This window comes from Neotamlana nanhaiensis (assembly GCF_000943555.1).
Taxonomy (GTDB): Bacteria; Bacteroidota; Bacteroidia; order Flavobacteriales; family Flavobacteriaceae; genus Neotamlana; species Neotamlana nanhaiensis.
The window spans coordinates 119,011-142,438 of the sequence record NZ_JTDV01000016.1; the positions used below are offsets into that span (position 1 = coordinate 119,011).

Here is a 23,428-nt window from a genome sequence, read left to right on the forward strand (position 1 = left end):
AACCGCCATAATGCTTTAACATTATGGCGGTTAATAAATTAAGTTCAGGGGAAGATATTAAACCTTTATTTATAATTTATTTTATAGCTTTTTTATTGATTATTTTACCACTGTTTAATTCAACTTTAGCAATATAAATCTTGTTTTTAAGCTCTGAAAGCTGATAGGTTTCAGATTGGTTTTTACCCTTTAAGTTGTATAGTTGACGCCCAACTAAATCGAAAATTTTAACCGATTTTATGGTTTCGTTACCCGAAACACTAAACCTAATATTATCGTTTTCTAAATTAATAATATCTAGTTGGCTGGTTTGCGCCTCAAAAGTTTCAGCCGTTAACACAGTTTCGTTAAATACAATTTCAAAACGGTCGTTATATACGCCTGTTTCAGAAGTAAAGCTATAATCGCTATTACTTAAATTGTGGACTTTGTTTAACAAGTTGTCTTTTAAAATTACGGCATTATTTCCTAAAAATTCACCTTCAAAATTAGCTAACGATAAACTATAAATAGTAGGTTGGTTAATTTTTGTACTAAACCCAAGTTTAATAATTTCATCGTTAGTTAAGCTACTCGTAGGTTTACCTTGAATGGCGAATTTTGTACTTTCGTTTTCAATGCTTGTATATAAAGCAGCTGGTAATTCATGTATAGAAAGTCGTGGTGCATCGTAGGCTAAAGCATCCATTCCATTAGTTGCGCCATCAACATAAGCTACTAATATTTGGTTAAACACACCGTTGTCTGATGTTAGATTAACCCACAGTCTGTTGCCCGTAAAGCTCTTACCTTTAGAACCACTTGTTTTAAAAAACTGACTGTTACTTGAGTTATCTGCCATACGCATAGCGTTGGTAAAGGTTGCAGTTCCACCTGCTCCAACTCCTGCTATAAAAAAGCCTTGACCTGTAGGTATGTATTGCAAAGGAATAGTTCCTTCTCCACCTGGTGACGTAGCAACACCTCCAGAACCTGTTGAATAAATAGCATAATCATTTTTACTAAAATTTAAGTTTTGGTTACCGGCATTTCCAGCATCTGGCGGTGAGGCTTGCGACCAAAAATAAGCGGCCCCCTCTACCACACTACTATTAGCAGCATAGAAAGCATCAAAATCAATAGCCGATGGATATGGGTTACCAATAAAATTCCAGTTTTGCGCTGGTGCAACGTTGGCAGCATTTGTATAAATAGGCACTGGAACATCACCTGTATTAAATTCACCTTCAAATGCAGCTGTACCAGAAGCTCCAAAACCGCTTGGGAAAAAGCGCGATTCAGTTACCGCATAACCAACTCCCGGTATCATGGTATCGCCACCATACGCATATTGCCAGTCATTATTATCATCATCAATATCATCACCATTAGTATCAACGAAATTTGCACCATTAAACCAAAAACGTCTATCTCCATCTACATCTGGAAAAACATTTCCTATAGTTTCGTCAACAACAGGAGAACTCCAATAGGTATAAAAATACCATTGATCTTTTGGAGCAGTTAATTTATTTACTCTAGCTGTTCCTGTAAGCGTAAATAAACCTGCATCATCATTTTGTACAAAATTACCCTGTGTTTCTACAACAATATTTCCGTTTATAGTTACGTCATTCTCCACTTCTACAAAAGTGCCATTGCCTACATTTAAATTTCCATTTACTACTAAGCTACAGGCACTAAAACTACCATGTGTACTGGTGTTATATACATTGTCAAGAACTGCGCTTATTGTTAAATCGGGACCTGTACCATTACTCCAATTGGTACCATCCCAAGTTATTGTGCCTCCTGGACAAGGCAATAAGGAAACTGTTCCATTAAAAACAAAGTCATTAATACTAAATGTTCCTGTGCCGGCAGACCCACCCCATCCATAAATTCTAAAGGTTACCGCAGTAATGTTTTGATAAATAATATTGGATAAATCAATTGTTGTTCCTGTTTCGTTGGGGGTGCCAATATTTGTTGTATAGCCATCAATACTACTTCTAAAAGCAAACTGATTTGGACCAGTTCCTGAGGCTTGTCCTGTATAAGCAAAACTAATGAAGTTTATTTCATAACCAGAATTAGAAGTTAATGTAAATTCAAAATAGTCATTTGTATCAAGGGTCGGTGAATCCCACCCTCTAGCATTATATCTGTTAGATGAAGTGTTCCCTGAGATACCCGAACCTCTCCCTATACCAGAAACACTAATGTTGGGATTTACTATTTGACCATTAGTGTAAGGATCGTCAGTATAAGGATCAACTCCAGTAATAGGATTTTCAAAAATACTTTGCCCAAAACCAAAATTAAAGGCAAAAAAAGCAAAGAATATTAGAGTAATTTTTTTCATAGCTTAAGGGTTTTAGGTGTGGAACTTTTTAAAGAACCAGATTTGGCGTTTTATTTTAAATTATTATGGTTTCAATGTTTATTTTTGAGCACATGCAGCAACCCAAAAAAACATATACACTACAAGAGGCTACTAAAAAACTAGAGCATTATTGCGCATATCAAGAGCGTTGTCATCAAGAAGTACGAAAAAAATTAGTGACTATGCACATGATACCCGAAGCTATCGATGCGGTAATAGTACACTTGCTTCAACACAACTTTTTAAACGAAGCTCGTTTTGCCAAAACATTCGTTAGAGGTAAGTTTAGAATTAAGAAATGGGGGCGCCGTCGATTAACTTTAGAACTAAAGAAAAAAGACATTAGCAAAGCTAATATAAATGAGGCATTTAGAGAAATTACAGACGCGGAGTATATCGAGGTTTTTAATGATTTAGCCGAAAAGAAAGCCAACAGTATTACCGAAAGTAATAAACTAAAGAAAAAAAAGAAGCTTGCCGATTACTTATTATACCGTGGTTGGGAATCGCATTTGGTTTACGAAAAAGCCAATGAGTTGTTTGGTTAAGGTGGTGTTTTTTGCCATTTTATGTGTTTTAAATATGGCTTAAAAGCATAAAAAAGGAGGTCGTTTAAAAATTACTTTCTAGACGACCTCTTTGTTTTTTTTAAACTGTAACAAAATCAAAGTTTTAGATACTCATAAGGTACAATATTTAAAAAAAGGTTCAAAAAAGCCTTGTCATTATTTAACCTGTCATTTCAACTAAATTATTTGCGGAGTTATACAAATAAACTTACATTTAATTTATCATTTATAATTATTAGCTATGCTCGAGTGGTTTTCTCAATTAGATTTTATTTCACAATTTTACTGGCTCATTGCCCTAATTGGTTCACTTGTTTTTGTTATTGTCGTGATTTTAGCATTCGCTGGCGGCGATAGCGACGACTTTTCTGATATTGATACAGAAATTGAAGCAGATACAGGTATTGGTTTCCAATTTATCACCTTTAAAAATCTTGTTGGGTTTTTTACCATTTTTGGTTGGAGCGGTATTGCTTGCTTAGAAGCTAACTTACCTTTACCAATGGTTTTTGTTATTTCTTTTGCTTCGGGTTTACTCATGATGACCATTATGGCGAGTATGTTTTATTTTATGAAAAAACTAACCGATAGTGGCACATTAAATTATAAAAACGCCATTGGAGCCATTGGTGAAGTATATTTAACCATTGGCGAAAACCGCAGTAAAATGGGTAAAGTCTCAGTACGTGTTCAAGGATCGTTGCGCGAGCTTGACGCATTAACAGATAATTTTGAACCTTTACCATCGGGCACCATAATTAAAGTGGTTGATGTAACAAGTAACGGTATTTTAATAGTAAACAAAACAATTAAATCTATAGAACCAACAAAACAAAAAACTTATGAAATTACTGATGGCTCAAGATAGCTATAACTTTGGCTTACCACTTACACTTATTTTTGCGGTATTATTTATTTTCCTTTTTCTTATTATTTTAATTAGACGCTACAAACGCTGTCCATCGGATAGAATTTTAGTGGTTTATGGTAAAGTTGGCGGCGGTCAATCGGCAAAGTGTATTCATGGTGGTGCTGCCTTTATTTTCCCTGTTATTCAAGATTACGAATTTCTAGATTTAACACCTATATCAATAGAAGTTAACCTTGTAAATGCGTTGTCTAAACAAAATATCCGTGTAAACGTACCATCTCGATTTACTATTGGTGTTTCTACCGAACCTGGTGTAATGCAAAATGCTGCTGAAAGATTATTAGGTTTATCTATGAACGATGTTCAAGAGCTTGCTAAAGAAATTATTTTCGGACAATTACGCTTGGTAGTTGCCTCTATGGATATTGAAGAAATTAATTCGGATAGAGATAAATTTTTAACCAACATTTCGCAAAGTGTAGAATCGGAGCTTAAAAAAGTAGGTTTAAAATTAATTAACGTAAACATTACCGATATTGTTGACGAATCGGGTTACATTGAAGCTTTAGGTAAAGAAGCAGCGGCGCATGCTATAAATGCCGCCAGAAAATCGGTTGCCGAGAAAAACAGAGATGGTTCTATTGGTGAAGCTAACGCTTTACAAGACGAAAGAACTCAAGTTGCTGCTGCAAATGCACAAGCCGTTGAAGGAGAGAATACCGCAAAAATTGCTGTTGCAAACTCTGATTCGTTACGTAGACAACGTGAAGCGGAAGCAGAACGTGTGGCGATTGCTTCAGAAAAAGTACAAAGCGCAAAAGCATTAGAAGAAGCATATGCTGCCGAACAAGAAGCCGAAACCGCAAGGGCAGACAGAGAACGCTCGTCTCAAATGGCCGATGTTATTGTACCTGCAGAAATAGATAAAAAGAAAGCCGAAATTGATGCTGAAGCTGAAGCTGAACGTATTAGGCGTCGCGCTAAAGGTGAAGCCGATGCGATTTTATTTAAAGCTCAAGCGGAAGCAAAAGGTTTATATGAAGTATTAACAAAACAGGCTGCAGGTTTAGATCAAATCGTTAAGGCTGCAGGTAACAACTCAAAAGATGCTGTGTTACTTTTAATAGCCGATAAATTACCAGAACTTGTAAAAACTCAAGCCGAAGCCATTAAAAATATTAAAATTGATAAGGTTACTGTTTGGGAAAATGGTAGTAGTGAAAACGGCAAATCTTCAACTGCTAATTTTCTTTCGGGAATGTACAAATCGGTACCGCCATTACAAGAAATGTTTAATATGGCTGGTATGGAATTACCCGAGTATTTAAAAGGTAAAGATGTTGAAAAGCCTAACGAAACACAAGACGATAAACCATCGGCATAAGTTAGAATCAAATTAAAATCGCGAGATTATTTAAAAAAGCATCAATAAAAAAACAAGCCGTTGGTGCTTTTATCATTCAAAATTCCATAAGCATAAAATTAATACAGTTTTTAAAGCAATTAATGATTCATTAAAAATAAAATCCGAGAGATGAAACTAATCAAATCTCGGATTTTTTACTTTGTGTAGTAAAATTTACGATTTCTAAATACGCTTAACTTAGGATAGATAACTTTTGTATTCTAAGCAATAATGTAGCTTCTATAAATTAAAAGTAGCTCCCAAATTTACAGATACTTGGTTGTGTAAAGTTTCTGGAGCTGTTAACGTATCTGAATTATATTTTGCAAATGGCACGTTAAGTTCTGTAAAAACTCCAAAACCATCACTAAAAAAGTAACGCGCCCCTAAATGACCACCAAAATTTTTGAGACCTAAACTTAAACCTGGATATACATCAAAATTATCATCGATGTTAATTACGTTTCCTAGGTTGGCACTAAAACGAGCTCTAAGGTCTACACGGTCACCAAAATCGGCATTTAAATCATCAATTGCATTGTCTTTTAAAACTTCGTTTACGCCTAATAAATAGGTTGTAGTTAATCCAATAGAAATATTTTCGCCAATACCATAATCGTAACTTAAATTTAAACCTGTAGCATTATCTTGTACGTTTAAACCAACTTGAAACTTAGCATCACCTTTGCCTTCAAATGCTTGGGCATTAATAAAAAGGGTACTTGTTAAGGCTAATAATAAAATTAAATTTTTCATATTATTTTTAAAGATTTGTTGGACAAAGATATATATTTTTTCAAGTATAAAAATTTACTTACTTAATTTTTTATGAGTTCGTGTAATGGCCTGTTGGTTTTTCCAGTCTATCCATTTTTGGCCTTTTAAACGACGCATAAAATTGTCGAGATAGCGCATAATAACAAGGTTGTAAATGGCCTTGCTAAAGTTTTTAGGGTTTCTGGCAACAGCGCGCAAACTCATAGAAAAACCAGGGGTTTTGTAACGCATGTAATGCCAATAACCTTCTGGGATGTATAATACTTCGCCGTGGTTAAGTTGGCATTTCCAACCTTTAGCTTTTTTAAGTGCCGGCCATTTTTTTAAATCGGGGTTATTAAAATTTATGTCTTCGCGTGTAATTAACGAATGTGGTATTTTGTACAGAAAGTCGTTTTGTTTCTGATCGAATAGGATGCATTGCTTTTGTCCGTCGAAATGAAAATGAAAAATATTTGCTAAATCTATGTCGTAATGCATAAATGTATGCGAGTTTTTACCACCAAAAAACAACATGGGGATACCTTTCATTAGGCTTAACCCAAAATCGGGAAATGTAAAATCGTTTTGTAACTGTGGTATTTCTTTTAGAGCATTCCATAAAAAAATGCGAAACTTGGTTGGCTCGCGTTTAAGTAAATCGATGTACTCGGCAAGTTTCATTCTGGCATGCGGTTGGTTAAAACCGTCTTCGTGACTTACAGGGCGGTCGTCGTACAAAGGTACTGTTAAATTACCTCCAACAGACTTCATATAGTCTAAATTCCATTTGGTATATGCTGGCCAATCTTTAATAAAACCTTCAATAACCACAGGTTTTTGTGGTTTAAAATAGTGTTTTAAAAATGCCTGTTTGGTAATGTGTTTTACGCGTGGAATATCTTGTAAGTTCAATGTCAAGACCTATAAAAATTTAAGCTGCAAAGTTAAGAAAACGTAACCTGACTAAAAATATTGTTTGTAATGCCAATTACCAACCTATAGGATGTTTGGTTTAAAACAAAAGAAAAAACTAGTCTTTTGTACTTAACTTAATAACCTCGTCAATCATAATATCACTTTGGTTATATACTTCGTTAAAGGCGCCATTACCAAAAAGTTGATCGGCAAATGTAGCTTTTATATATTGTTTTACTTCGTCGTGATAAGCCACAAAAGTAACTTTAGCTTGTGTGCGTAGGTTTAAATAATCTTGAAAAGTAAATACTAAATCGTCGCTAACTTGGTAGTTTTTAATAAAATCTTCTCTCGACATACCATCAAACGCATGACGATCTTGTTCTAATTCTTCAAAAACAAAATTGCTAAAAAAGCCACGACGATTTAAAAACGATAAAGTTTCGTTTTGCATACTAGTATCAAGCGGAACAAAAACATCGGGAATAATGCCACCACCACCATATACCACTTTACCACCTGGTGTTGTAAATTTTAACGAATCGTCTACATGAATTTTATCTGGATCTAGCAATTCACCACTATCTAAACGCTCAAAATACTCGTCGTAATAATCTTTATTACCATGGTCATAAGGGCGTTGTATAGAGCGTCCTGTTGGTGTGTAATATCGCGATACGGTTAGTCTTACGGCACTACCATCGCCTAAATCCATTTCACGCTGTACCAAACCCTTACCATACGAACGGCGACCAACAATAGTGCCTTTGTCGTTATCTTGCAAGGCGCCAGCAACAATTTCGCTAGCCGATGCGCTATTTTCATCAATTAAAACGTAAACTTCGCCGTCTTCAAAATCACCTTTATCGGTAGCAAAACTTTTTTCAATATCGCCACGTTTATTTTTAGTAAATAAAATAAGTTTATCGTCTTCTAAAAACTCATCAACAATTTGTTCGGCAATGCCTAAAAATCCGCCAGGGTTTTCACGTAAATCTAACGCAATTTGTGTGGCACCTAAAGCTTCCAATTTTTCTAAGCCCGTTTTAAATTCTTTATAAGTCGATTCGGCAAATCGGTTAATTTTTATATAGCCTAATTTATCGGTAAGCATATAAACGGCATCAACGCTGGCAATAGGTATGGTGCTGCGTTTTACAGTAAAATCGAGTAGTTCGGGTTCGCCACGTCGGTAAACCTTCAAATTAACTTTCGAGTTTTTTTTGCCCTTCAGCTTTTTCACAATTTCAAAATCCTTCAGCTTATCGCCAAAAAGGGTGTCGCCATTAGCCATTATTATTCTATCGCCGCCTTTTATTCCTGCCTTGGCACTAGGGCCGTTTTCTAAGGCACGAATAACCGTAATAGTGTCGCGATAAGTATAAAAACTAATGCCAATACCAACAAAATCACCTTTCATTTCTTCGGCAACACGTTCCATATCTTCTTTAGGAATGTAAACCGAATGCGGATCGAGATTGTTTAAAATGCCATTAACCGTTACATCAACAATACTATCGGTGTTTATATCGTCAACATAATCGTATTCAATATAATCAATAAGGCGGTTAAGCTTATCCTTTTTACTGTTTTTGGTAAACAGCCTATCGGGCGCATCGCTAAAATTAAGTTTTCCGCCAATAAAAATACCAGCCGCAATAGCAGCGCCTAAAATTAAGGGTAAGTATTTTTTTTGGTAACTCATTTAAGCAGTTATATCTTCAATTTGTTCAACTACAACGCCTGCGCGTTCTAAAAATTTTAAACCCGAATCATCTTTATATGCCTGATGATAAACTACTTTTACAATACCTGCTTGGTGAATTAATTTGCTACAATCTTTACAAGGCGATAAAGTAATGTAAAGTGTAGCGCCTTTAGCCGATTGCGTAGATGCGGCCACCTTTAAAATAGCATTAGCTTCGGCGTGTAGTACATACCATTTGGTGTAACCCTCATCGTCTTCACAAAAATTCTCGAAACCTGTTGGCGTACCGTTGTAGCCATCAGAAATTATCATTCTATCTTTAACAATAATAGCACCTACTTGCCGGCGCTTGCAGTACGATAATTTTCCCCATTCTTGCGCAATTCTTAAGTAGGCTTTATCGTATTTAAGTTGTTTGTTTTTAGGCATTAAATTTAATTTGGGCGTTACCCACAAGGGGTCAGGCTTTCCGCTATATCTTTTTATGCAATAAAGTAAATTGCTTAAATTAAGCATACGTTTAGCATAAAAAGTATGCCGCTGCAATCCTTAACGCAAAAACACTATAACGAATATACGTTGTAAGTATTTTATAAACAACCTAAAGTTAGTTAAACTTTTTATAACGCTTAGGCTAAATAATCGCTATTTAAAATCATAGGAATAACCAAACCAATAACAATGGCCGATAACACCATAACCCAATCGCGTTTAGAAAACCTAAATAATGTTTGCACTAAATAGCCTAAAAAAAGCACAACAAAAACAATAATAACCTGGGCAAGCTCTATACCTAAAGCAAACTCTAGAAGTAAAATAAGTTTGCTATCCGATTCGCCTAAAAACATTTGAAACTCTCTAGCAAAACCCAACCCGTGAATTAAACCAAAAAACAAAGTCGATAAAAATAATACGCCAACCTTTTCCTTTTGTGCGCCTTTGCCAGCAGTAAAAACATTGTAAAGCGCCACAATAAAAATAGAAACCGGAATTAAAAATTCAACAATTTGGGCATTAACGCTTACAATGTTGTACGCTGCTAAAACAAGCGATAAGGTATGCCCAAGAGTAAACATAGACACCAAAAGTAAAACCCGTTTCCAATCTTTAAACAAATAAGGAACTGTTAAAACAATAAGAAATAAAACGTGATCGTAAGCATTTATATCAAGCACGTGGTTAATACCGTACTCAACATTAAACCAAAAATCTTGAAGCATATTAATTTTTAATTAGGGTTGCTCAAATATACAATTAAAAGTATGGCTTTGTTGTTAAAAATTACTCGTTGTAGGTTTTATTTAATTGATTAAGCATTTCTTCGGTAATTTCGTCTAAATTAAAATGGTGTTTCCACTTCCAGTCTTGTCTTGCATACGAGTCGTTAATGTTTTTAGGCCAACTGTTTGCAATCTCTTGGCGGTAATCTGGTTTGTACGATATTTTAAAATTGGGTAAATGTTGTTTTATACTATTAGCAATAGCTTCAGGGGTAAAACTTATGGCTGCTAAGTTGTACGACGATCTAATTTTTATAGCATCTTCTGGCGCTTGCATAATATCGATGGTGGCTTTAATGGCATCATCCATAAACATCATGGGTAATTCGGTATCGGCTTTTAAAAAACACTCATATTTATTGCTTTTAATGGCTTCGTGGTAAATTTCAACGGCATAATCGGTGGTGCCACCTCCAGGTAAGGTTTTCCAACTTATAATGCCTGGGTAGCGTATGCTTCTAACATCAATGCCGTATTTATTAAAATAATATTCGCACCAACGTTCACCAACTTGCTTGGTAATACCATACACTGTCGAAGGTTCCATTACTGTATATTGAGGTGTGTAATTAACGGGAGTAGTAGCGCCAAAAACAGCAATACTCGATGGCCAAAATACTTTGTTTATAAATTTTGCACGGGCAAGATTAAGTACGTTAAAAAGCGAGTTCATGTTTAAATCCCAAGCCTTCATTGGGTATTTTTCGCCAGTAGCGCTAAGCATTGCCGCCATTAAGTAAATAGTATCGATGTTATATTTTTCAACACAAATTTTAATGCTGGCATAATCTTGAGCATCAACAATTTCAAAAAGCCCAGAATTTACAATAGTTTCGTTGTTGTAACTTATATCGCTGGCAATAACATTATCGTCGCCATAAATGTGTCGGAGTTTAAATGTTAATTCCGAACCTATTTGTCCGCCTGCGCCAATAATCAATATTTTAGAGCTCATTTTTAATGGGTTTTGTGAAAACTTTTCAAAAATAATAAGATTATGTTGAAAATATTATATTTTAATTTCATTATTTTTTGTTTGTCATAAGCGTAAAAATCGACACTATTAAAACGGCTATTACGTTATATTTGCATGTAAATTATATTTTTAGCAAATGAAATTTAAAGGTTTTGTTATTTTAAGTGTTATAGTGGTATTTTTTTCATGTAAGAAAGAAGCAGCGATAACCAAAGATTCTGAGCAAGAAAAAAAAGTAAGTACTCAATTAGTAAGCGAGCAGGAGGTTGCCAAGTTAAAGTATATTGAGTATGCATTGGATGCTAAAACCAAAGAAGCTATAAAAGACTGGAAGCCCTATTTTGAGTTACAAGATGTTATTAATAAAGTAAAATTGGGCGATTTAGGTTATTTTGTTGCCGAAGAAAACGAAGTAGACTTATTGCTGAAAAACCTAGAAAAAACCATTCCAAAAGCTGTAAATAGTGCTTCAATAACAGCTAGAATGTTAGTGTTAAAAACAACTATGCTAAAGCTTAAAAGTTTAGCCAATTTAGATAATACTAAAACAGACGACCTATTATTAGCCATAAAAGAAAATTTTACGGCGTTTAGTAATGTTAATTTTCAAATGAATAAGAAAATTGAATTCGACTCTCGGGATATTGAGCGCCCATGAATACTAAATTTTTGTTAATAATTATTCTCTAAGCTAACAGTTTTTATATGATATAGTTAAATTGTGTTTTAAATTAAAAAACAATTTTTAACAAACTCATGAAAAAATACTCAAAACTGTTAATTTTAGCTTCAATTTGTTCTTTATCTAGTTTAACATCTTGTAAAACAGAAACAAAAAAAGAGGCCGAAGAATCTGCACCTGGTATAGATTTAACCTTAATGGATACCTCGGTAAAGCCAAGTGAAGACTTTTTCCGTTATGTAAATGGAAAATGGTTTGATACTACGCAAATTCCAGACGATCAAACCACTTGGGGTAGTTTTAATGCACTACGTAAAAGTACCGATGCCGATGCATTAACCATACTTAAAGCAGCTATGGGCGATAATGCCGATTTAAAAAAGATTAACGTAGTTCCTGGATCCGATCAAGATAAAGCTGTAAAACTTTATAAAACAATTATGGATACGGTAAGCCGTAACCAACAAGGTATTGCTCCAATACAATCCTATTTAGATAAAATAAATGCCATTAATAACATAAGCGATTTACAAGATTATTTAATTGAAATGGAGCCCAAAGGTGGTGCTGGTTTTATTAGTTTTTATGTGCGTTCACATACTAAAAATAGTGATATTAATGCAGCTTATTTAAGCAGCGGTCGTTTAGGTTTACCCGATAGAGATTATTATGTAAAAGATGATGAAGACTCTAAAGACAAACGCGAGAAATATGTAGCGCATATAACCAGAATGTTACAGTTTTTAGGCGATGGCGAGGATAAGGCATCAGAAGAAGCACAGCAAATATTAAACTTCGAAACACGTTTAGCCGAACCTATGATGGATAAAGTAGATAGACGTGATGCTAGAAAGCGATATAATCCACGTTCTATTGCCGAACTACAAAATATGATTCCTGCCATTAATTGGAAACAGTATTTTAACGGTATTGGGGTAAAACAAATAGATACAATAATAGTTAGCGATGTTAAGTACACCAAAGCGTTACAAAACATATTAACCGAAAATAACGTAGACGATTGGAAGGCTTATTTACGATGGTCACTTTTTAACAGTGCGGCAGGAGCTTTAAGCACAGAGATAGAAACTGCAAATTGGGAATTTTATAGTAAAACATTACGCGGTGCTAAAAAGCAACGTCCAAGAGACGAGCGTGCTTTACTAACCGTAAATGGTATGGTTGGTGAAGCTTTAGGTAAACTTTATGTAGATGAAAAGTTTCCACCAGAAGCAAAAGCAAAAGCCGAAAAAATGATCGCTAATGTTATAAAAGCTTTCGAAAATAGAATTAATAGTTTGTCGTGGATGACCGATGAAACTAAAGCCAAAGCTATAGAAAAACTATTAGCACTTAATGTAAAAATTGCGTATCCAGATAAATGGAAAGATTATTCTGAGTTAGAAATTGAAGACTCAGAAAATGGCGGAAGCTATTATCAAAACAGGTTAAATGCAAGTGCATGGAGTCATAAAAAAAATCTTGAAGATTTAGGAAACCCTGTAGATAAAAGTCGTTGGGGAATGGCACCGCAAACTGTTAATGCCTACTTTAATCCTGCGTTTAACGAAATTGTATTTCCTGCAGCTATTTTACAACCACCGTTTTATAATTATTTAGCCGATGATGCTGTAAATTATGGTGGAATTGGAGCTGTAATTGGTCATGAAATCTCGCATTGTTTTGATGATTCTGGTGCGCGTTACGATAAAAATGGAAACTTAAATAATTGGTGGACCGATGAGGATTTAGAAGAGTTTGAAGCTTTAGGGAAAGCCTTAGCCGACCAATATAGCGCTATTGAGATTTTACCAGAAACCTTTATTAACGGGCCATTTACTTTAGGTGAAAACATTGGAGACTTAGGTGGTGTTACCGCAGCTTATGAAGCTTTGCAATTAAGTATGAAAGAAAACGGAAGACCTGAAAATATTGATGGTTTTACTCCAGAACAACGTTTCTTTATGTCTTGGGCAACGGTATGGCGTACAAAAATGCGCGAAAGTGCTTTAAAGAATAGAATTAAAACCGATCCGCATTCGCCAGGAATGACACGTGCTGTACAACCTTTAAAAAATATCGATGCTTTTTATGAAGCATTTAATATAAAAGAAGGCGACAATATGTACATTAAACCAGAAGATCGCGTTAAAATTTGGTAATAAGCGTATAATAAAAGCAAAAAGGCTGATTTAAAATAAAAATTAAATCAGCCTTTTTTTATTGTTTTGTAGTCTTACTTTTTTTCTTGACTCGCTTCTTGCGCTTGTAAAGCTTGCTTTTGGCGCAGTAATTCGGTTTTTGTTAACTGAATTAAGTTAAAGTTTGGTGCCGTTTTTAAGGCCGCATCCAATATATCTACGGCGGCATCAATATTATTTTTTCGGTCTTTATTAAATGTGTTTAACGCATTTAAATACATAAAAGCTGATTTTAAAGGCACTTCGTAAGGTTGTTGTGTTTCGTAAAATGCTTTTTTCATGTCGTCTTTAGCGTTCGCTAAACCATAGGTAATGTGTTTTTCAACTTCGGCAATATTTTGAGTGCTCATATTAAGTTCGGCCAAATCGTAAGCCACGTACACATTTGGGTTACGTTTAAAAATTTCTTCAAAATGACCAATAGCTAATTCTGGGCGTTTTAATGCTTTTAGCGAAACGGCTTTTACTTCTAAAGCAATATCAGAATCGGAGGCATTTTTATCAAATCCAATGGTATTAATGGCTTGAACATATTTGTTTTCACTCATATAAATATAGGCTAAAGTATCTTTTCTAGCCTCCGATGGTTGTAAAACGTTTAAGTGTGTCATGGCATTAATAATACCTTGTACATCGCCTTGAGATTTCATTTGTTGGTAATAGGCTTCATAATGTTTTAATAAATCGGTATTCGATTGCGCATTTAAGGTAACAGCAAATATTACTAAAACTATGGTAATTAATTTTTTCATTGTTCTTAATTAAATTTCGTGAGCCAAATTAAAAAAATATATGCTTTTTTTATTAAAAGATGTGTAATTATTTCTGCTTTAGTGCGATAAGTTTAACTAAGTAACTATTTAAAATGCTACAATTTGTATAACAAAACAGTGCGATATAACCGTAAAACGATTGTAAAAGTCCTATTTTGAATAAGTTACAGGGTTTAAATTTAGGATAATTAGAAAATATTAGCTATATTTAAGTTTACTAACTATTTAAATAAGATACATATGGGAATTAAAAGTTTTCGAGGTGCAAGGCGGATGCAAACTGCAACTGTTGATGAATCTCCACTTAAAGTAAGTGATTATATGACCACTAATTTAATTACATTTTCACCTAACCAATCTATTGAAAGTGTGATGCAAGCCCTAATTAAAAACCGAATTTCAGGTGGTCCTGTGGTAAATGAAAAGAATGAGTTAATTGGAGTAATTTCGGAAGGTGATTGTATTAAACAAATTAGCGAAAGTCGTTATTACAATATGCCCATGCACGATAATACTATTGAAAAGCACATTACAAAAAATGTTGAAACCATTGATGGTAACATGAATATTTTTGATGCTGCGAAGCGGTTTTTAGAAGCTAAAAGGCGCCGGTTTCCTATTGTTGAGAATGGCAAGCTTATTGGACAAATAAGTCAAAAAGATGTACTTAAAGCAGCAATGCAATTAAAAGGTCAAAACTGGAAGTAATAACTTTCAGTTTTTTTTTATTTGAGCTTTTGGGTGATCTGTAATAATTAGCCTATGTGTATTGGTACTTTCTAAAGTGGCTAACTTTGAATAGTTGTAACCTTCAATAGGCTGACTAAGCGATTTTAATTTAGCGATACCTCCTACGGTAATTGTTTCGCCAATTTCAATAATGCGTTCGGTATATCTTAAGGTTTTATTTAGCCCGAACCAGTTTTTGTTTTCTACACCTAATTCCTTTAAAACATTAAGAAATTTATCTGTTGGGTTGTTTAGTACTCCAGATTGTATTTTATGATCTTGCTCCATATAAAGCAAATAGTTGTTTTCGGTAGGTTTTATCATAACCATATCGCCTTGTTTTTCAATAAAAAAATCTTGAATATCTTCTTTTTTTACTAAAGTTTTCCAGTGCGACGATTTCCCTGTACTAACGCGCTGCTCAACTTTAAAGGTATAAGCTACACATGGTCGCTTGGTGTAAGGCGCAATAAATGGTTGAGTAACTTGTAATACTTTGCCCGTTGTTTTTGTAGGTTCTCCAATTTTAAAATGCGCAATTTGTTTTGGGGTATAGGTTTTAAGTTTCCGTAAAACAGTATTTTTTTTGCTTAAATAAAAAGAGGCCATTATTGTAGCAATCGTGAAAACAATAAATATACTTATAATTGTAATTGGCGTTATTAGCATAAATAATTAAAGTTGAGTACAATAAAAATAGTAATTTAGTTTCTAATGGTTTTATAATGCGAATTTTATTATAAAAAATGACACATGTTACTTATAAGTTTGCAACAAATACGCAAGAGCTTCAACAAATATTACATCTTCAACAGAAAAATTTACCTTCAGTGTTATCAACAAAGGAAAAGATTGCTCAGGGTTTTGTAACCGTGCAACATTCCTTAGAAATTTTAAACGAAATGAATCGTGTATGCCCTCATGTTATCGCTTTGTATAAGGATGAGTTGGTTGGTTATGCCTTAAGTATGGATAAGGTTTTTAAAAACAGTATACCTATTTTAAAACCTATGTTTGAGGTTATTGATAAGCATGTTGATGCCCATTTTAGCTACATAGTCATGGGGCAAATTTGTGTTGCAAAAAATTACAGAGGGCAGGGTGTTTTTAGAGGTTTATACCGTTTTATGGCAAATACTTTTAAAGCAAATTACAATGGTATTATAACAGAAGTTGATGTTGCAAACACACGTTCTATGCAAGCGCATTATGCCATAGGATTTAAAACCCTTCATAATTATGTTTTAAACAACCAAGAATGGGAAGTACTTATGTTACCTCTAAATTAACAAAATTCAATTCAAAAATGCGCTTTGTTTCCTAAGTATTAAATAACTGTTAGTATTTGTTTTAGGTCTGTTTTATGCGATTCATAATTAATAACTTGGTCATTGATCATATCGCTTATTCATTTAAAGAAATGGAGCCTAATATCGAATTTTAAATATAGGATACAACTCTATTAGCTTTTTTTTACTAGTATTTTTACGTTTTAAGTAAATGTTATTAAAAGAAAAAGCGCTAAACTGTTAATTTAGCGCTTTTTGTATGGTTGTAAAAGTTATTATTAATCTGCTAGAACAATAACTTTATCATTATTAGTTTCTATAGTTCCAGAATTGATGGTAACCGTAAGTACTTTTTTATCGTCGTGATGCGGCACAATACTTCCGTGTAAATCGTCAAGCTCTAAATGGCTTTGCGAATGCGTTCTTATTTTAACAGTACCTTCTTTTAAAAGCGATACTATTGGTGCGTGACCTTTTAATAATTCAAATTCGCCGTTTACACCTGGCACAACAACAGAATCTACTTCCGAACTAAAAAGTGTTGCTTCTGGTGATACAATTTCTAAATACATATTTTTTTAGTTTGCAGTTAACAGTCTACAGTTTGCAGTCACACTGAGGACTAAATACTGAATACTGCGAACTGATTTTACGCCTCAGCTAACATTTTCTCTCCAGCTTCAATAGCTTCTTCAATACTACCTTTAAGGTTAAAAGCCGATTCAGGTAAGTGATCTAACTCACCATCCATAATCATGTTAAAACCTTTAATAGTTTCTTTAATATCTACTAAAACACCTGGAATACCAGTAAATTGTTCTGCTACGTGGAATGGTTGAGATAAGAAACGTTGTACACGTCTTGCGCGTCCTACAGCCATTTTATCTTCTTCACTTAATTCTTCCATACCAAGAATTGCGATAATATCTTGTAACTCTTTGTAACGTTGTAAAAGCTCTTTTACACGTTGTGCACAATTATAATGATCTGCACCTAAAATGTCTGGAGTTAAAATACGAGAAGTAGAATCTAAAGGATCTACCGCAGGATAAATACCTAACTCAGCAATTTTACGAGATAATACTGTTGTAGCATCTAAGTGAGCAAACGTTGTTGCAGGCGCAGGATCCGTTAAATCATCCGCAGGTACGTAAACCGCTTGTACAGATGTAATCGATCCTTTTTTAGTTGATGTAATACGCTCTTGCATTGCACCCATTTCTGTTGCTAAAGTTGGTTGGTAACCTACCGCAGATGGCATACGACCTAAAAGTGCCGATACCTCAGAACCTGCTTGTGTAAAACGGAAAATGTTATCAACGAAGAAAAGTACATCTTTTCCTTGTCCGTCGCCAGCACCATCACGGAAATATTCAGCGATAGTTAAACCAGATAAGGCAACACGAGCACGTGCTCCTGGTGGCTCATTCATTTGCCCGAATACGAAAGTAGCTTTAGAATCTTTCATAGCTGTTTTATCTACTTTTGCTAAATCCCATCCGCCTTCTTCCATAGAGTGCATAAAGTCGTCACCATATTTAATAATACCAGACTCTAACATCTCTCTTAAAAGGTCATTTCCTTCACGAGTTCTTTCACCTACACCAGCAAATACTGATAAACCACCGTGACCTTTTGCAATATTGTTAATTAACTCTTGAATTAATACCGTTTTACCAACACCAGCACCACCAAATAAACCAATTTTACCACCTTTTGCGTAAGGCTCAATAAGGTCGATTACTTTAATACCTGTAAATAATACTTCGGTAGACGTTGATAATTCGTCAAACGCAGGCGCTTGACGGTGAATTGGTAAACCAGCTTCGTTTGCTTTAGGTAAGTTTCCTAAACCATCAATAGCATCACCAATTACGTTAAATAAGCGTCCGTAAACATCATCGCCAATTGGCATTTGTATAGGTGCACCAGTTGCAACAACTTCAGTTCCTCTACTTAAACCGTCAGATGAATCCATAGCGATAGTACGTACAGTATCTTCACCAATGTGAGATTGTACTTCTAATACTAAAGCAGAACCGTCTGGTTTTTTAATTTCTAATGAATCATAAATTTTTGGAAGTTCTGAACCAGCAGCGAATTCAACATCGATAACCGGACCAACTATTTGTGCAACTTTACCTGTAACTTTAGACATTGCTTATTTGTTTAATATTATGTGTTTTAATTAAATGAAAACACTTTTAGTTTTCGCGTGCAAAGATATACCTTTTAATTTAAATTGAAAGTTGTTTTTTCGTGTTTTTTCATAATAAAAAAACACCTTCAAATTGAAGGTGTTTTATATTTTGTGAAATTTTTAACTTATTGTAGTAAAGGTGAATAGTTAGTAGGATAGTTTCCTATGTCTACTAAACTCTTCGACGCTTCAAAATTACTACCGTAGGTGGCATCAATAGCTTTCATAAATTCGTTCGCTATATATGCATTTCCTCTAGCGGTTAAATGTACGCCATCTAAAGAAAAGGCGCCACCAGTTACTAAGTTTGATGTTAGTATGAAATTATCTGAAGCCAAACCAGAGCTTGCTAATTGTGATAATAAAGCATTAGCATCAACAAAGGCTAAACCAGCAGCATCGGCTGCATTTTTAATAGTGGTGTTAAAAGCATCAGTTGCAGCTTTAATTTCTGCTTGTTCACTTGGTAAAAGCACCCAATGGTCTGCCAACGGTAATGTTATACCATGTACCGAAAATTGATCGGCTAAGGCTTTAGGAATGTTACTTGCCTGTAATGCTGTTGATGAATTTTCGCTTACTTCTCCTATGGCTGTTTTACTAGTTAATAATAATAAATCGTTTGCATTGGCTTGTCTTGCTTGCCCGTAAGCGTTACCCATTAATTGAGCTACCATTGGAGCTGCCTCTGCGGGTAAACCTAAACTTTGCACAAATAATGAAAAACTATCACTTGCACCCAAAGCGCCAGCTATTTGCGCTGATAAATTTGGTAATGTTTTATCGTGAATTACAACACCATTAGCTTCGGTTGTAGAAAAAGTAATGGTTCTCGATGGGTCGATGGCTGCAAAAACTTGGTTAATAGCTCCAAATACAGTGTTTAATAGAGGTATTTGAGCTACAAGTTCCGGACCAGTGTCTTCATCGTTTGGATCTAATGCGTTATAAGGAATGGTTGTAAATTGAGGAATATCGGTAACATAAGGAATGTTAGCCATAACACCTTTAGCGCCATTTGATGTTAATGAACTTACGAGAGTGCTAATAGCAAAGTTGAAGGTAGTTTGATCGGTAATAGGATCTGAACCATTACCACCAGAAATAGCATAACCTAATACATCGTTATTTCCTGCCCAAAGCGTGAAAAATGTAGGGTTTTGAGCCATAGCTAATTCTAAAACACTAGCATCTGGCGTACTTCCTGTCATACGTATAAAATAAGGGTTTGCAGCAGCAGGGAAATTTGCAATATTTCCAAACCCAGGAGCAATTAAATGATATCCCTTAGCGCCAGGTACGCCCATGTTGTTAAATGGACCTGTTGGGTTGTTTAATAAAAAATCGGTAGTTGGCATAACTGGACCAATAACATCAGTTAGTGCTAAAGGCGCACCACCTGTGGTTACCAATCGAGGTGTAAATAATTGTTCGCCAGTTAAAGGGCTAATAACAGGATTTCCGCCTAAAATAAGTCCGCCAAAATTATCGTTCATTAATGGTTGCGTAAATGTACCACCGCCTACCATGGCAAATTGTTTCGATAAAATGTTTGGCATAGAGTTTTCTTGAGCGGCCTTAAAAAGGGCATTGTCAGTATATCCTGCAGTTAAAGAGTTTCCTACGGAAACATATGTTGAAAAATCTACAGAACCTGCTGTTAAATTAGGAACAACTTCTGTGCTTGTATCAATATTAAAATCGGCTAAAACATCTTCAGGCTCATTACAAGAAACCAATCCGATAAGTGAAACAAATAGCCATATGTATTTTGTGTTAATCATCTTTTTCATAATTATAGGTTGTTAATTGTCCAAGAAACGTAGTACATCGATCCGATGTTTCCTGTGCCAAAAGCAGTAAAGTACTCATCGCCTAATAAGTTAGTAGCCCCTAATTTGAAGGCTGATTTAATTTTAGGCACTTTATAATTAATTTGAGCGTCAACCACATGGAATTCTGGAACTAAGCCGTTACCAAATGTGGCTTCCCAGTAGTAATCGTCACTAAATCTGTAAGCGATATTAAAACCGAAATTTTTAAACAAATTGGTGTGTCCAAATGAAGCTTTAAATTTATGCTCTGGAGTATTGAAGTTTGTTGTAAAATCTGGAAATTGTTGACGATCGAAATCTAATTTTGCATAAGTATAACTTCCGCTTAAATCGAAACCACCAAACACTTTTGTTGATATTCCAACAGAAGCACCGTATGAGTTTACATCGGCAGGTGAGTTGGTGTAAGTGCTGTATGCTTGGTAATCGTCGTTTGCAATAGCAGCAACCGAAGCACTACCATCACCAACAGTTCCGTAAAATGGTGAAATAACCACTTCCTGAGAAATAAAATCTTGATACTTGTTATAGTACGCACTAAAATCTACGACTACACTATTAAATTTACCACGATATCCAACTTCGGCAGAAGTTACTTGCTCTGGTTTTATAATATCTGGGTTTGAAACTTCAAGGACTGCAGGGTTTCCTGTTTCGGCTAATGCCATTACAGAGCTAGCAGTATATGAGTTTTCATAAGCAACACGTCCTGTTTGAGTAATGCTTTGTTGTTGTGTTAATGCTTGCCCTTCTGGACTTAAAGAAAAAGTTCTTTCATAGCGATCTAAGTTATCAGGCGCCGAACCAACTAAAATAGCTCTACCAGCATCTAGACCAATAAATAAATCTTGTGTTGTTGGATTTCTAAAACCAGTTTGAACAGAAGCTCTAATATTGTGGTCTTCGTTAAGCGTTAAACCTAACGATAAACGAGGTGATACAAATCCGTTAAAAAATTCAGATTTGTCGTAGCGAGCAGATCCAGTGATTTTAAGACTTAAATCATCATTAAATTCGATAGTTTTTTGCATTTGAGTATAAATACCAAACTCTGAATAATCAATAGAACCATCGGTATCTGTGTAAATAGTACCAAATGAATTTAAGCTATAGCGTCGGTATGAACCACCAACTTGAATTTCTGCCCAATCCATTAAGTGCCCAAAATTGTAATTCGCATCGGCATGGTAGTATTTTGATGCATCTTGAAATTTTGAACCTGTAGCTAAATTGGGATCGTTTATGCTTCGGTTAAAAGCAGCTTGGTATTCTGGTGTTCCTGGTAAATATCTACCAGATTCGGCTTGAGCACGAGCAGCGGCATGGGCTTGGGCTTCGGTAGCACCACCAAGTGTAGCGCCAGCATAGGTTTCAATGTATTGTTTAAACCAATCTTCGTCACTTTTCCAAGCACGGTTTATGTTAATACCAGTAAAAACCATATCATACGAATCTCCAGCTTTATCGGCTACAACATAACCCCTTAAGAAGAAGTTGTCGTTTTTAAATTCTAATTTATGTTGTTGTTGAAAGAAATTGTCGATGTAGTAACGGTTTGTACCTTGGTAAATGGTAGAACCTGTTCCTACTTTACCAACATATTGAATTTCGAAATCGTTCGCCCACGGACGTAAATATAAACCCCAATCGGCTTTAATACTTTCAGCATTATAATCGGTTAAATCGCGTTCGTTATAACCCGTTCTACTTACTTCAACATCTGGCATAATGCCTTTAATAGATTCTGGCGCTTCAGAACGGATATTAGCTGAAACTTCATCACCATAAACGTTAATACCATCATAATTTAAATTTGCTCGTGTTCTCGTAGCGTCAATTTTATCAACTTCACTAGTGGCTGCCCAATCGGTTCCTTGTAGGTAACCAAAGTTAATTTTAGCAGCAAAATGTTCGGTAAATTTATAGGCTGCTCGAAAATTTACATCGATATAATCGTTATCGCCAGCAGCTTCTTGCGAAGTGATTCCTTTTTTAACCGAACCACTAATACCTTGATGATCGAACGGATTTTTACTGCGCATAAATAAAATACCATTAAAAGCGTTGGCTCCATATAGCGCCGAAGAAGCTCCTGGTAAAAGTTCTACGCTTAAAACATCGGTTTCAGTCATACCAACAAGGTTTCCAATGGGGAAATTTAATGCTGGCGTCGAGTTATCCATACCATCTACGAGCTGCATAAAACGATTGTTCGCAAACGTAGCAAAACCACGAGTGTTAACCGATTTAAAAGTTAAACTATTGGTGTTAACATCAACACCTTTAAGGTTTTCCAGTCCGTCGTAAAAATCGGCAGATGCTGTGTTTTTAATTTCTTTTAGGCCAAAGCGTTCAACGGTTACAGGTGATTCAAAAACACGTTCTGGTGTTCTTGAAGCCGAAATTACAACTTCGTCGAGTGTGGTACCTTCTTTTAAAACAAAGTTTAATTTTTGGTTGTTTTGGGTAACCTCAATACTGGTACTTTCAAAACCAACGCTACTGGCTTGAACCGTAAATGGTGGGTTTTGAGCGTAGGTGAGCGTAAAGTTTCCATCAAAATCAGTTACAACTCCTGTGGAGGTTCCTAAAATTAAAATGTTTGCTCCAGGAATGGGTTGGCTATTATCATCAACTACCGAACCCGAAATGGTGGTTTGGGCAAAAGAAATGCCACAAAATAATAACAATAAGAAATGGAGAATTGTTTTCATCTATCAAATTTAGTTTTAGTTCGAACAAGCAATATATGTATATTAATGCATTACTTAACATAAAAATAGAAAAAATTATGCATGCATATTAGTTTTTTAACAAAAAACGACTAAAAAAATTATTGTTTATGTAAAATAATAGGGTGTTGAGTAAGAA

The 23,428-nt window shown here is 35.0% G+C and carries 20 protein-coding genes; 7 read left to right on the forward strand and 13 right to left on the reverse strand.

Features of this window, described 5'->3' with window-relative positions:
* Window positions 1-76: 76 nt before the first annotated feature.
* Window positions 77-2,344 (reverse strand): T9SS type A sorting domain-containing protein, encoded by a 2,268-nt coding sequence (locus tag PK35_RS15770; RefSeq protein ID WP_044627539.1) that lies wholly within the window; start codon window positions 2,342-2,344, stop codon window positions 77-79.
* A 65-nt stretch (window positions 2,345-2,409) separates the two neighbouring features.
* On the opposite strand from PK35_RS15770, the gene PK35_RS15775 reads away from it, so the two are divergent.
* From PK35_RS15775 to PK35_RS15785, 3 genes are all read left to right on the forward strand, one after another.
* A complete protein-coding gene (locus PK35_RS15775; RefSeq protein WP_238320932.1) occupies window positions 2,410-2,913 on the forward strand; it encodes a regulatory protein RecX in 504 nt (167 codons plus the stop codon).
* A gap of 262 nt (window positions 2,914-3,175) precedes the next feature.
* Window positions 3,176-3,802, forward strand: coding sequence for a hypothetical protein (locus tag PK35_RS15780; protein ID WP_044627540.1), 627 nt, complete (start codon window positions 3,176-3,178; stop codon window positions 3,800-3,802).
* On the forward strand, window positions 3,777-5,189 hold the full coding sequence (locus tag PK35_RS15785; RefSeq protein ID WP_044627541.1) for a flotillin family protein: 1,413 nt from the start codon (window positions 3,777-3,779) through the stop codon (window positions 5,187-5,189). The genes PK35_RS15780 and PK35_RS15785 overlap by 26 nt, the downstream gene beginning before the upstream one ends.
* Before the next feature lie 261 nt (window positions 5,190-5,450).
* Here PK35_RS15785 and PK35_RS15790 read toward each other — a convergent pair whose 3' ends face one another.
* From PK35_RS15790 to PK35_RS15815, 6 genes are all read right to left on the reverse strand, one after another.
* Entirely contained in the window at window positions 5,451-5,966 is a 516-nt protein-coding gene (locus PK35_RS15790) for a DUF6646 family protein (RefSeq protein WP_044627542.1), read from the reverse strand.
* Between the two features lie 54 nt (window positions 5,967-6,020).
* On the reverse strand, window positions 6,021-6,887 hold the full coding sequence (locus PK35_RS15795) for a cupin-like domain-containing protein (RefSeq protein ID WP_044627543.1): 867 nt from the start codon (window positions 6,885-6,887) through the stop codon (window positions 6,021-6,023).
* Window positions 6,888-6,999: 112 nt separating this feature from the next.
* Complete coding sequence (locus PK35_RS15800; RefSeq protein ID WP_044627544.1) at window positions 7,000-8,589, reverse strand: S41 family peptidase; 1,590 nt, start codon at window positions 8,587-8,589, stop codon at window positions 7,000-7,002.
* Window positions 8,590-9,021, reverse strand: a complete 432-nt coding sequence (locus tag PK35_RS15805; protein ID WP_044627575.1) for a deoxycytidylate deaminase — start codon at window positions 9,019-9,021, stop codon at window positions 8,590-8,592.
* 200 nt (window positions 9,022-9,221) lie between these two features.
* On the reverse strand, window positions 9,222-9,812 hold the full coding sequence (locus PK35_RS15810) for a HupE/UreJ family protein (protein ID WP_044627545.1): 591 nt from the start codon (window positions 9,810-9,812) through the stop codon (window positions 9,222-9,224).
* A 61-nt stretch (window positions 9,813-9,873) separates the two neighbouring features.
* Window positions 9,874-10,827 (reverse strand): NAD-dependent epimerase/dehydratase family protein, encoded by a 954-nt coding sequence (locus PK35_RS15815; RefSeq protein WP_044627546.1) that lies wholly within the window; start codon window positions 10,825-10,827, stop codon window positions 9,874-9,876.
* A 157-nt stretch (window positions 10,828-10,984) separates the two neighbouring features.
* Between PK35_RS15815 and PK35_RS15820 the strand changes: the two genes are divergently transcribed.
* Window positions 10,985-11,506: a hypothetical protein gene (locus tag PK35_RS15820; RefSeq protein WP_044627547.1), complete on the forward strand. Its 522-nt coding sequence runs from the start codon at window positions 10,985-10,987 to the stop codon at window positions 11,504-11,506.
* A gap of 98 nt (window positions 11,507-11,604) precedes the next feature.
* Window positions 11,605-13,692 (forward strand): M13 family metallopeptidase, encoded by a 2,088-nt coding sequence (locus tag PK35_RS15825; protein ID WP_044627548.1) that lies wholly within the window; start codon window positions 11,605-11,607, stop codon window positions 13,690-13,692.
* A 74-nt stretch (window positions 13,693-13,766) separates the two neighbouring features.
* On the opposite strand, the gene PK35_RS15830 is transcribed toward PK35_RS15825, so the two are convergent.
* A complete protein-coding gene (locus PK35_RS15830; RefSeq protein WP_044627549.1) occupies window positions 13,767-14,483 on the reverse strand; it encodes a hypothetical protein in 717 nt (238 codons plus the stop codon).
* A gap of 261 nt (window positions 14,484-14,744) precedes the next feature.
* Here PK35_RS15830 and PK35_RS15835 point away from each other — a divergent pair, with 261 nt between their 5' ends.
* Window positions 14,745-15,212, forward strand: a complete 468-nt coding sequence (locus PK35_RS15835; protein ID WP_044627550.1) for a CBS domain-containing protein — start codon at window positions 14,745-14,747, stop codon at window positions 15,210-15,212.
* A gap of 6 nt (window positions 15,213-15,218) precedes the next feature.
* On the opposite strand, the gene PK35_RS15840 is transcribed toward PK35_RS15835, so the two are convergent.
* Window positions 15,219-15,842, reverse strand: coding sequence for a GIDE domain-containing protein (locus PK35_RS15840; protein WP_238320933.1), 624 nt, complete (start codon window positions 15,840-15,842; stop codon window positions 15,219-15,221).
* A gap of 137 nt (window positions 15,843-15,979) precedes the next feature.
* Here PK35_RS15840 and PK35_RS15845 point away from each other — a divergent pair, with 137 nt between their 5' ends.
* Window positions 15,980-16,522, forward strand: a complete 543-nt coding sequence (locus tag PK35_RS15845) for a GNAT family N-acetyltransferase (RefSeq protein ID WP_044627552.1) — start codon at window positions 15,980-15,982, stop codon at window positions 16,520-16,522.
* Window positions 16,523-16,800: 278 nt separating this feature from the next.
* Here PK35_RS15845 and PK35_RS15850 read toward each other — a convergent pair whose 3' ends face one another.
* The 4 genes from PK35_RS15850 to PK35_RS15865 form a co-directional block, all read right to left on the reverse strand.
* On the reverse strand, window positions 16,801-17,094 hold the full coding sequence (locus tag PK35_RS15850) for a F0F1 ATP synthase subunit delta/epsilon (protein WP_044627553.1): 294 nt from the start codon (window positions 17,092-17,094) through the stop codon (window positions 16,801-16,803).
* Window positions 17,095-17,171: 77 nt separating this feature from the next.
* Window positions 17,172-18,680 (reverse strand): F0F1 ATP synthase subunit beta, encoded by a 1,509-nt coding sequence (gene atpD / locus PK35_RS15855; RefSeq protein ID WP_044627554.1) that lies wholly within the window; start codon window positions 18,678-18,680, stop codon window positions 17,172-17,174.
* A gap of 167 nt (window positions 18,681-18,847) precedes the next feature.
* On the reverse strand, window positions 18,848-20,515 hold the full coding sequence (locus PK35_RS15860; protein ID WP_316930191.1) for a G-D-S-L family lipolytic protein: 1,668 nt from the start codon (window positions 20,513-20,515) through the stop codon (window positions 18,848-18,850).
* A 2-nt stretch (window positions 20,516-20,517) separates the two neighbouring features.
* On the reverse strand, window positions 20,518-23,271 hold the full coding sequence (locus PK35_RS15865; protein WP_044627556.1) for a TonB-dependent receptor: 2,754 nt from the start codon (window positions 23,269-23,271) through the stop codon (window positions 20,518-20,520).
* Between the last annotated feature and the right edge of the window lie 157 nt (window positions 23,272-23,428).

Bases quoted from the DNA above. Each gene is read 5' to 3' on its own strand.
- PK35_RS15770 (WP_044627539.1), bottom strand. From the start codon at position 2,344: ATGAAAAAAATTACTCTAATATTCTTTGCTTTTTTTGCCTTTAATTTT.
- PK35_RS15775 (WP_238320932.1), top strand. From the start codon at position 2,410: ATGGTTTCAATGTTTATTTTTGAGCACATGCAGCAACCCAAAAAAACA.
- PK35_RS15780 (WP_044627540.1), top strand. From the start codon at position 3,176: ATGCTCGAGTGGTTTTCTCAATTAGATTTTATTTCACAATTTTACTGG.
- PK35_RS15785 (WP_044627541.1), top strand. From the start codon at position 3,777: ATGAAATTACTGATGGCTCAAGATAGCTATAACTTTGGCTTACCACTT.
- PK35_RS15790 (WP_044627542.1), bottom strand. From the start codon at position 5,966: ATGAAAAATTTAATTTTATTATTAGCCTTAACAAGTACCCTTTTTATT.
- PK35_RS15800 (WP_044627544.1), bottom strand. From the start codon at position 8,589: ATGAGTTACCAAAAAAAATACTTACCCTTAATTTTAGGCGCTGCTATT.
- PK35_RS15805 (WP_044627575.1), bottom strand. From the start codon at position 9,021: ATGCCTAAAAACAAACAACTTAAATACGATAAAGCCTACTTAAGAATT.
- PK35_RS15810 (WP_044627545.1), bottom strand. From the start codon at position 9,812: ATGCTTCAAGATTTTTGGTTTAATGTTGAGTACGGTATTAACCACGTG.
- PK35_RS15815 (WP_044627546.1), bottom strand. From the start codon at position 10,827: ATGAGCTCTAAAATATTGATTATTGGCGCAGGCGGACAAATAGGTTCG.
- PK35_RS15820 (WP_044627547.1), top strand. From the start codon at position 10,985: ATGAAATTTAAAGGTTTTGTTATTTTAAGTGTTATAGTGGTATTTTTT.
- PK35_RS15825 (WP_044627548.1), top strand. From the start codon at position 11,605: ATGAAAAAATACTCAAAACTGTTAATTTTAGCTTCAATTTGTTCTTTA.
- PK35_RS15830 (WP_044627549.1), bottom strand. From the start codon at position 14,483: ATGAAAAAATTAATTACCATAGTTTTAGTAATATTTGCTGTTACCTTA.
- PK35_RS15835 (WP_044627550.1), top strand. From the start codon at position 14,745: ATGGGAATTAAAAGTTTTCGAGGTGCAAGGCGGATGCAAACTGCAACT.
- PK35_RS15840 (WP_238320933.1), bottom strand. From the start codon at position 15,842: ATGGCCTCTTTTTATTTAAGCAAAAAAAATACTGTTTTACGGAAACTT.
- PK35_RS15845 (WP_044627552.1), top strand. From the start codon at position 15,980: ATGACACATGTTACTTATAAGTTTGCAACAAATACGCAAGAGCTTCAA.
- PK35_RS15850 (WP_044627553.1), bottom strand. From the start codon at position 17,094: ATGTATTTAGAAATTGTATCACCAGAAGCAACACTTTTTAGTTCGGAA.
- atpD (WP_044627554.1), bottom strand. From the start codon at position 18,680: ATGTCTAAAGTTACAGGTAAAGTTGCACAAATAGTTGGTCCGGTTATC.
- PK35_RS15860 (WP_316930191.1), bottom strand. From the start codon at position 20,515: ATGAAAAAGATGATTAACACAAAATACATATGGCTATTTGTTTCACTT.
- PK35_RS15865 (WP_044627556.1), bottom strand. From the start codon at position 23,271: ATGAAAACAATTCTCCATTTCTTATTGTTATTATTTTGTGGCATTTCT.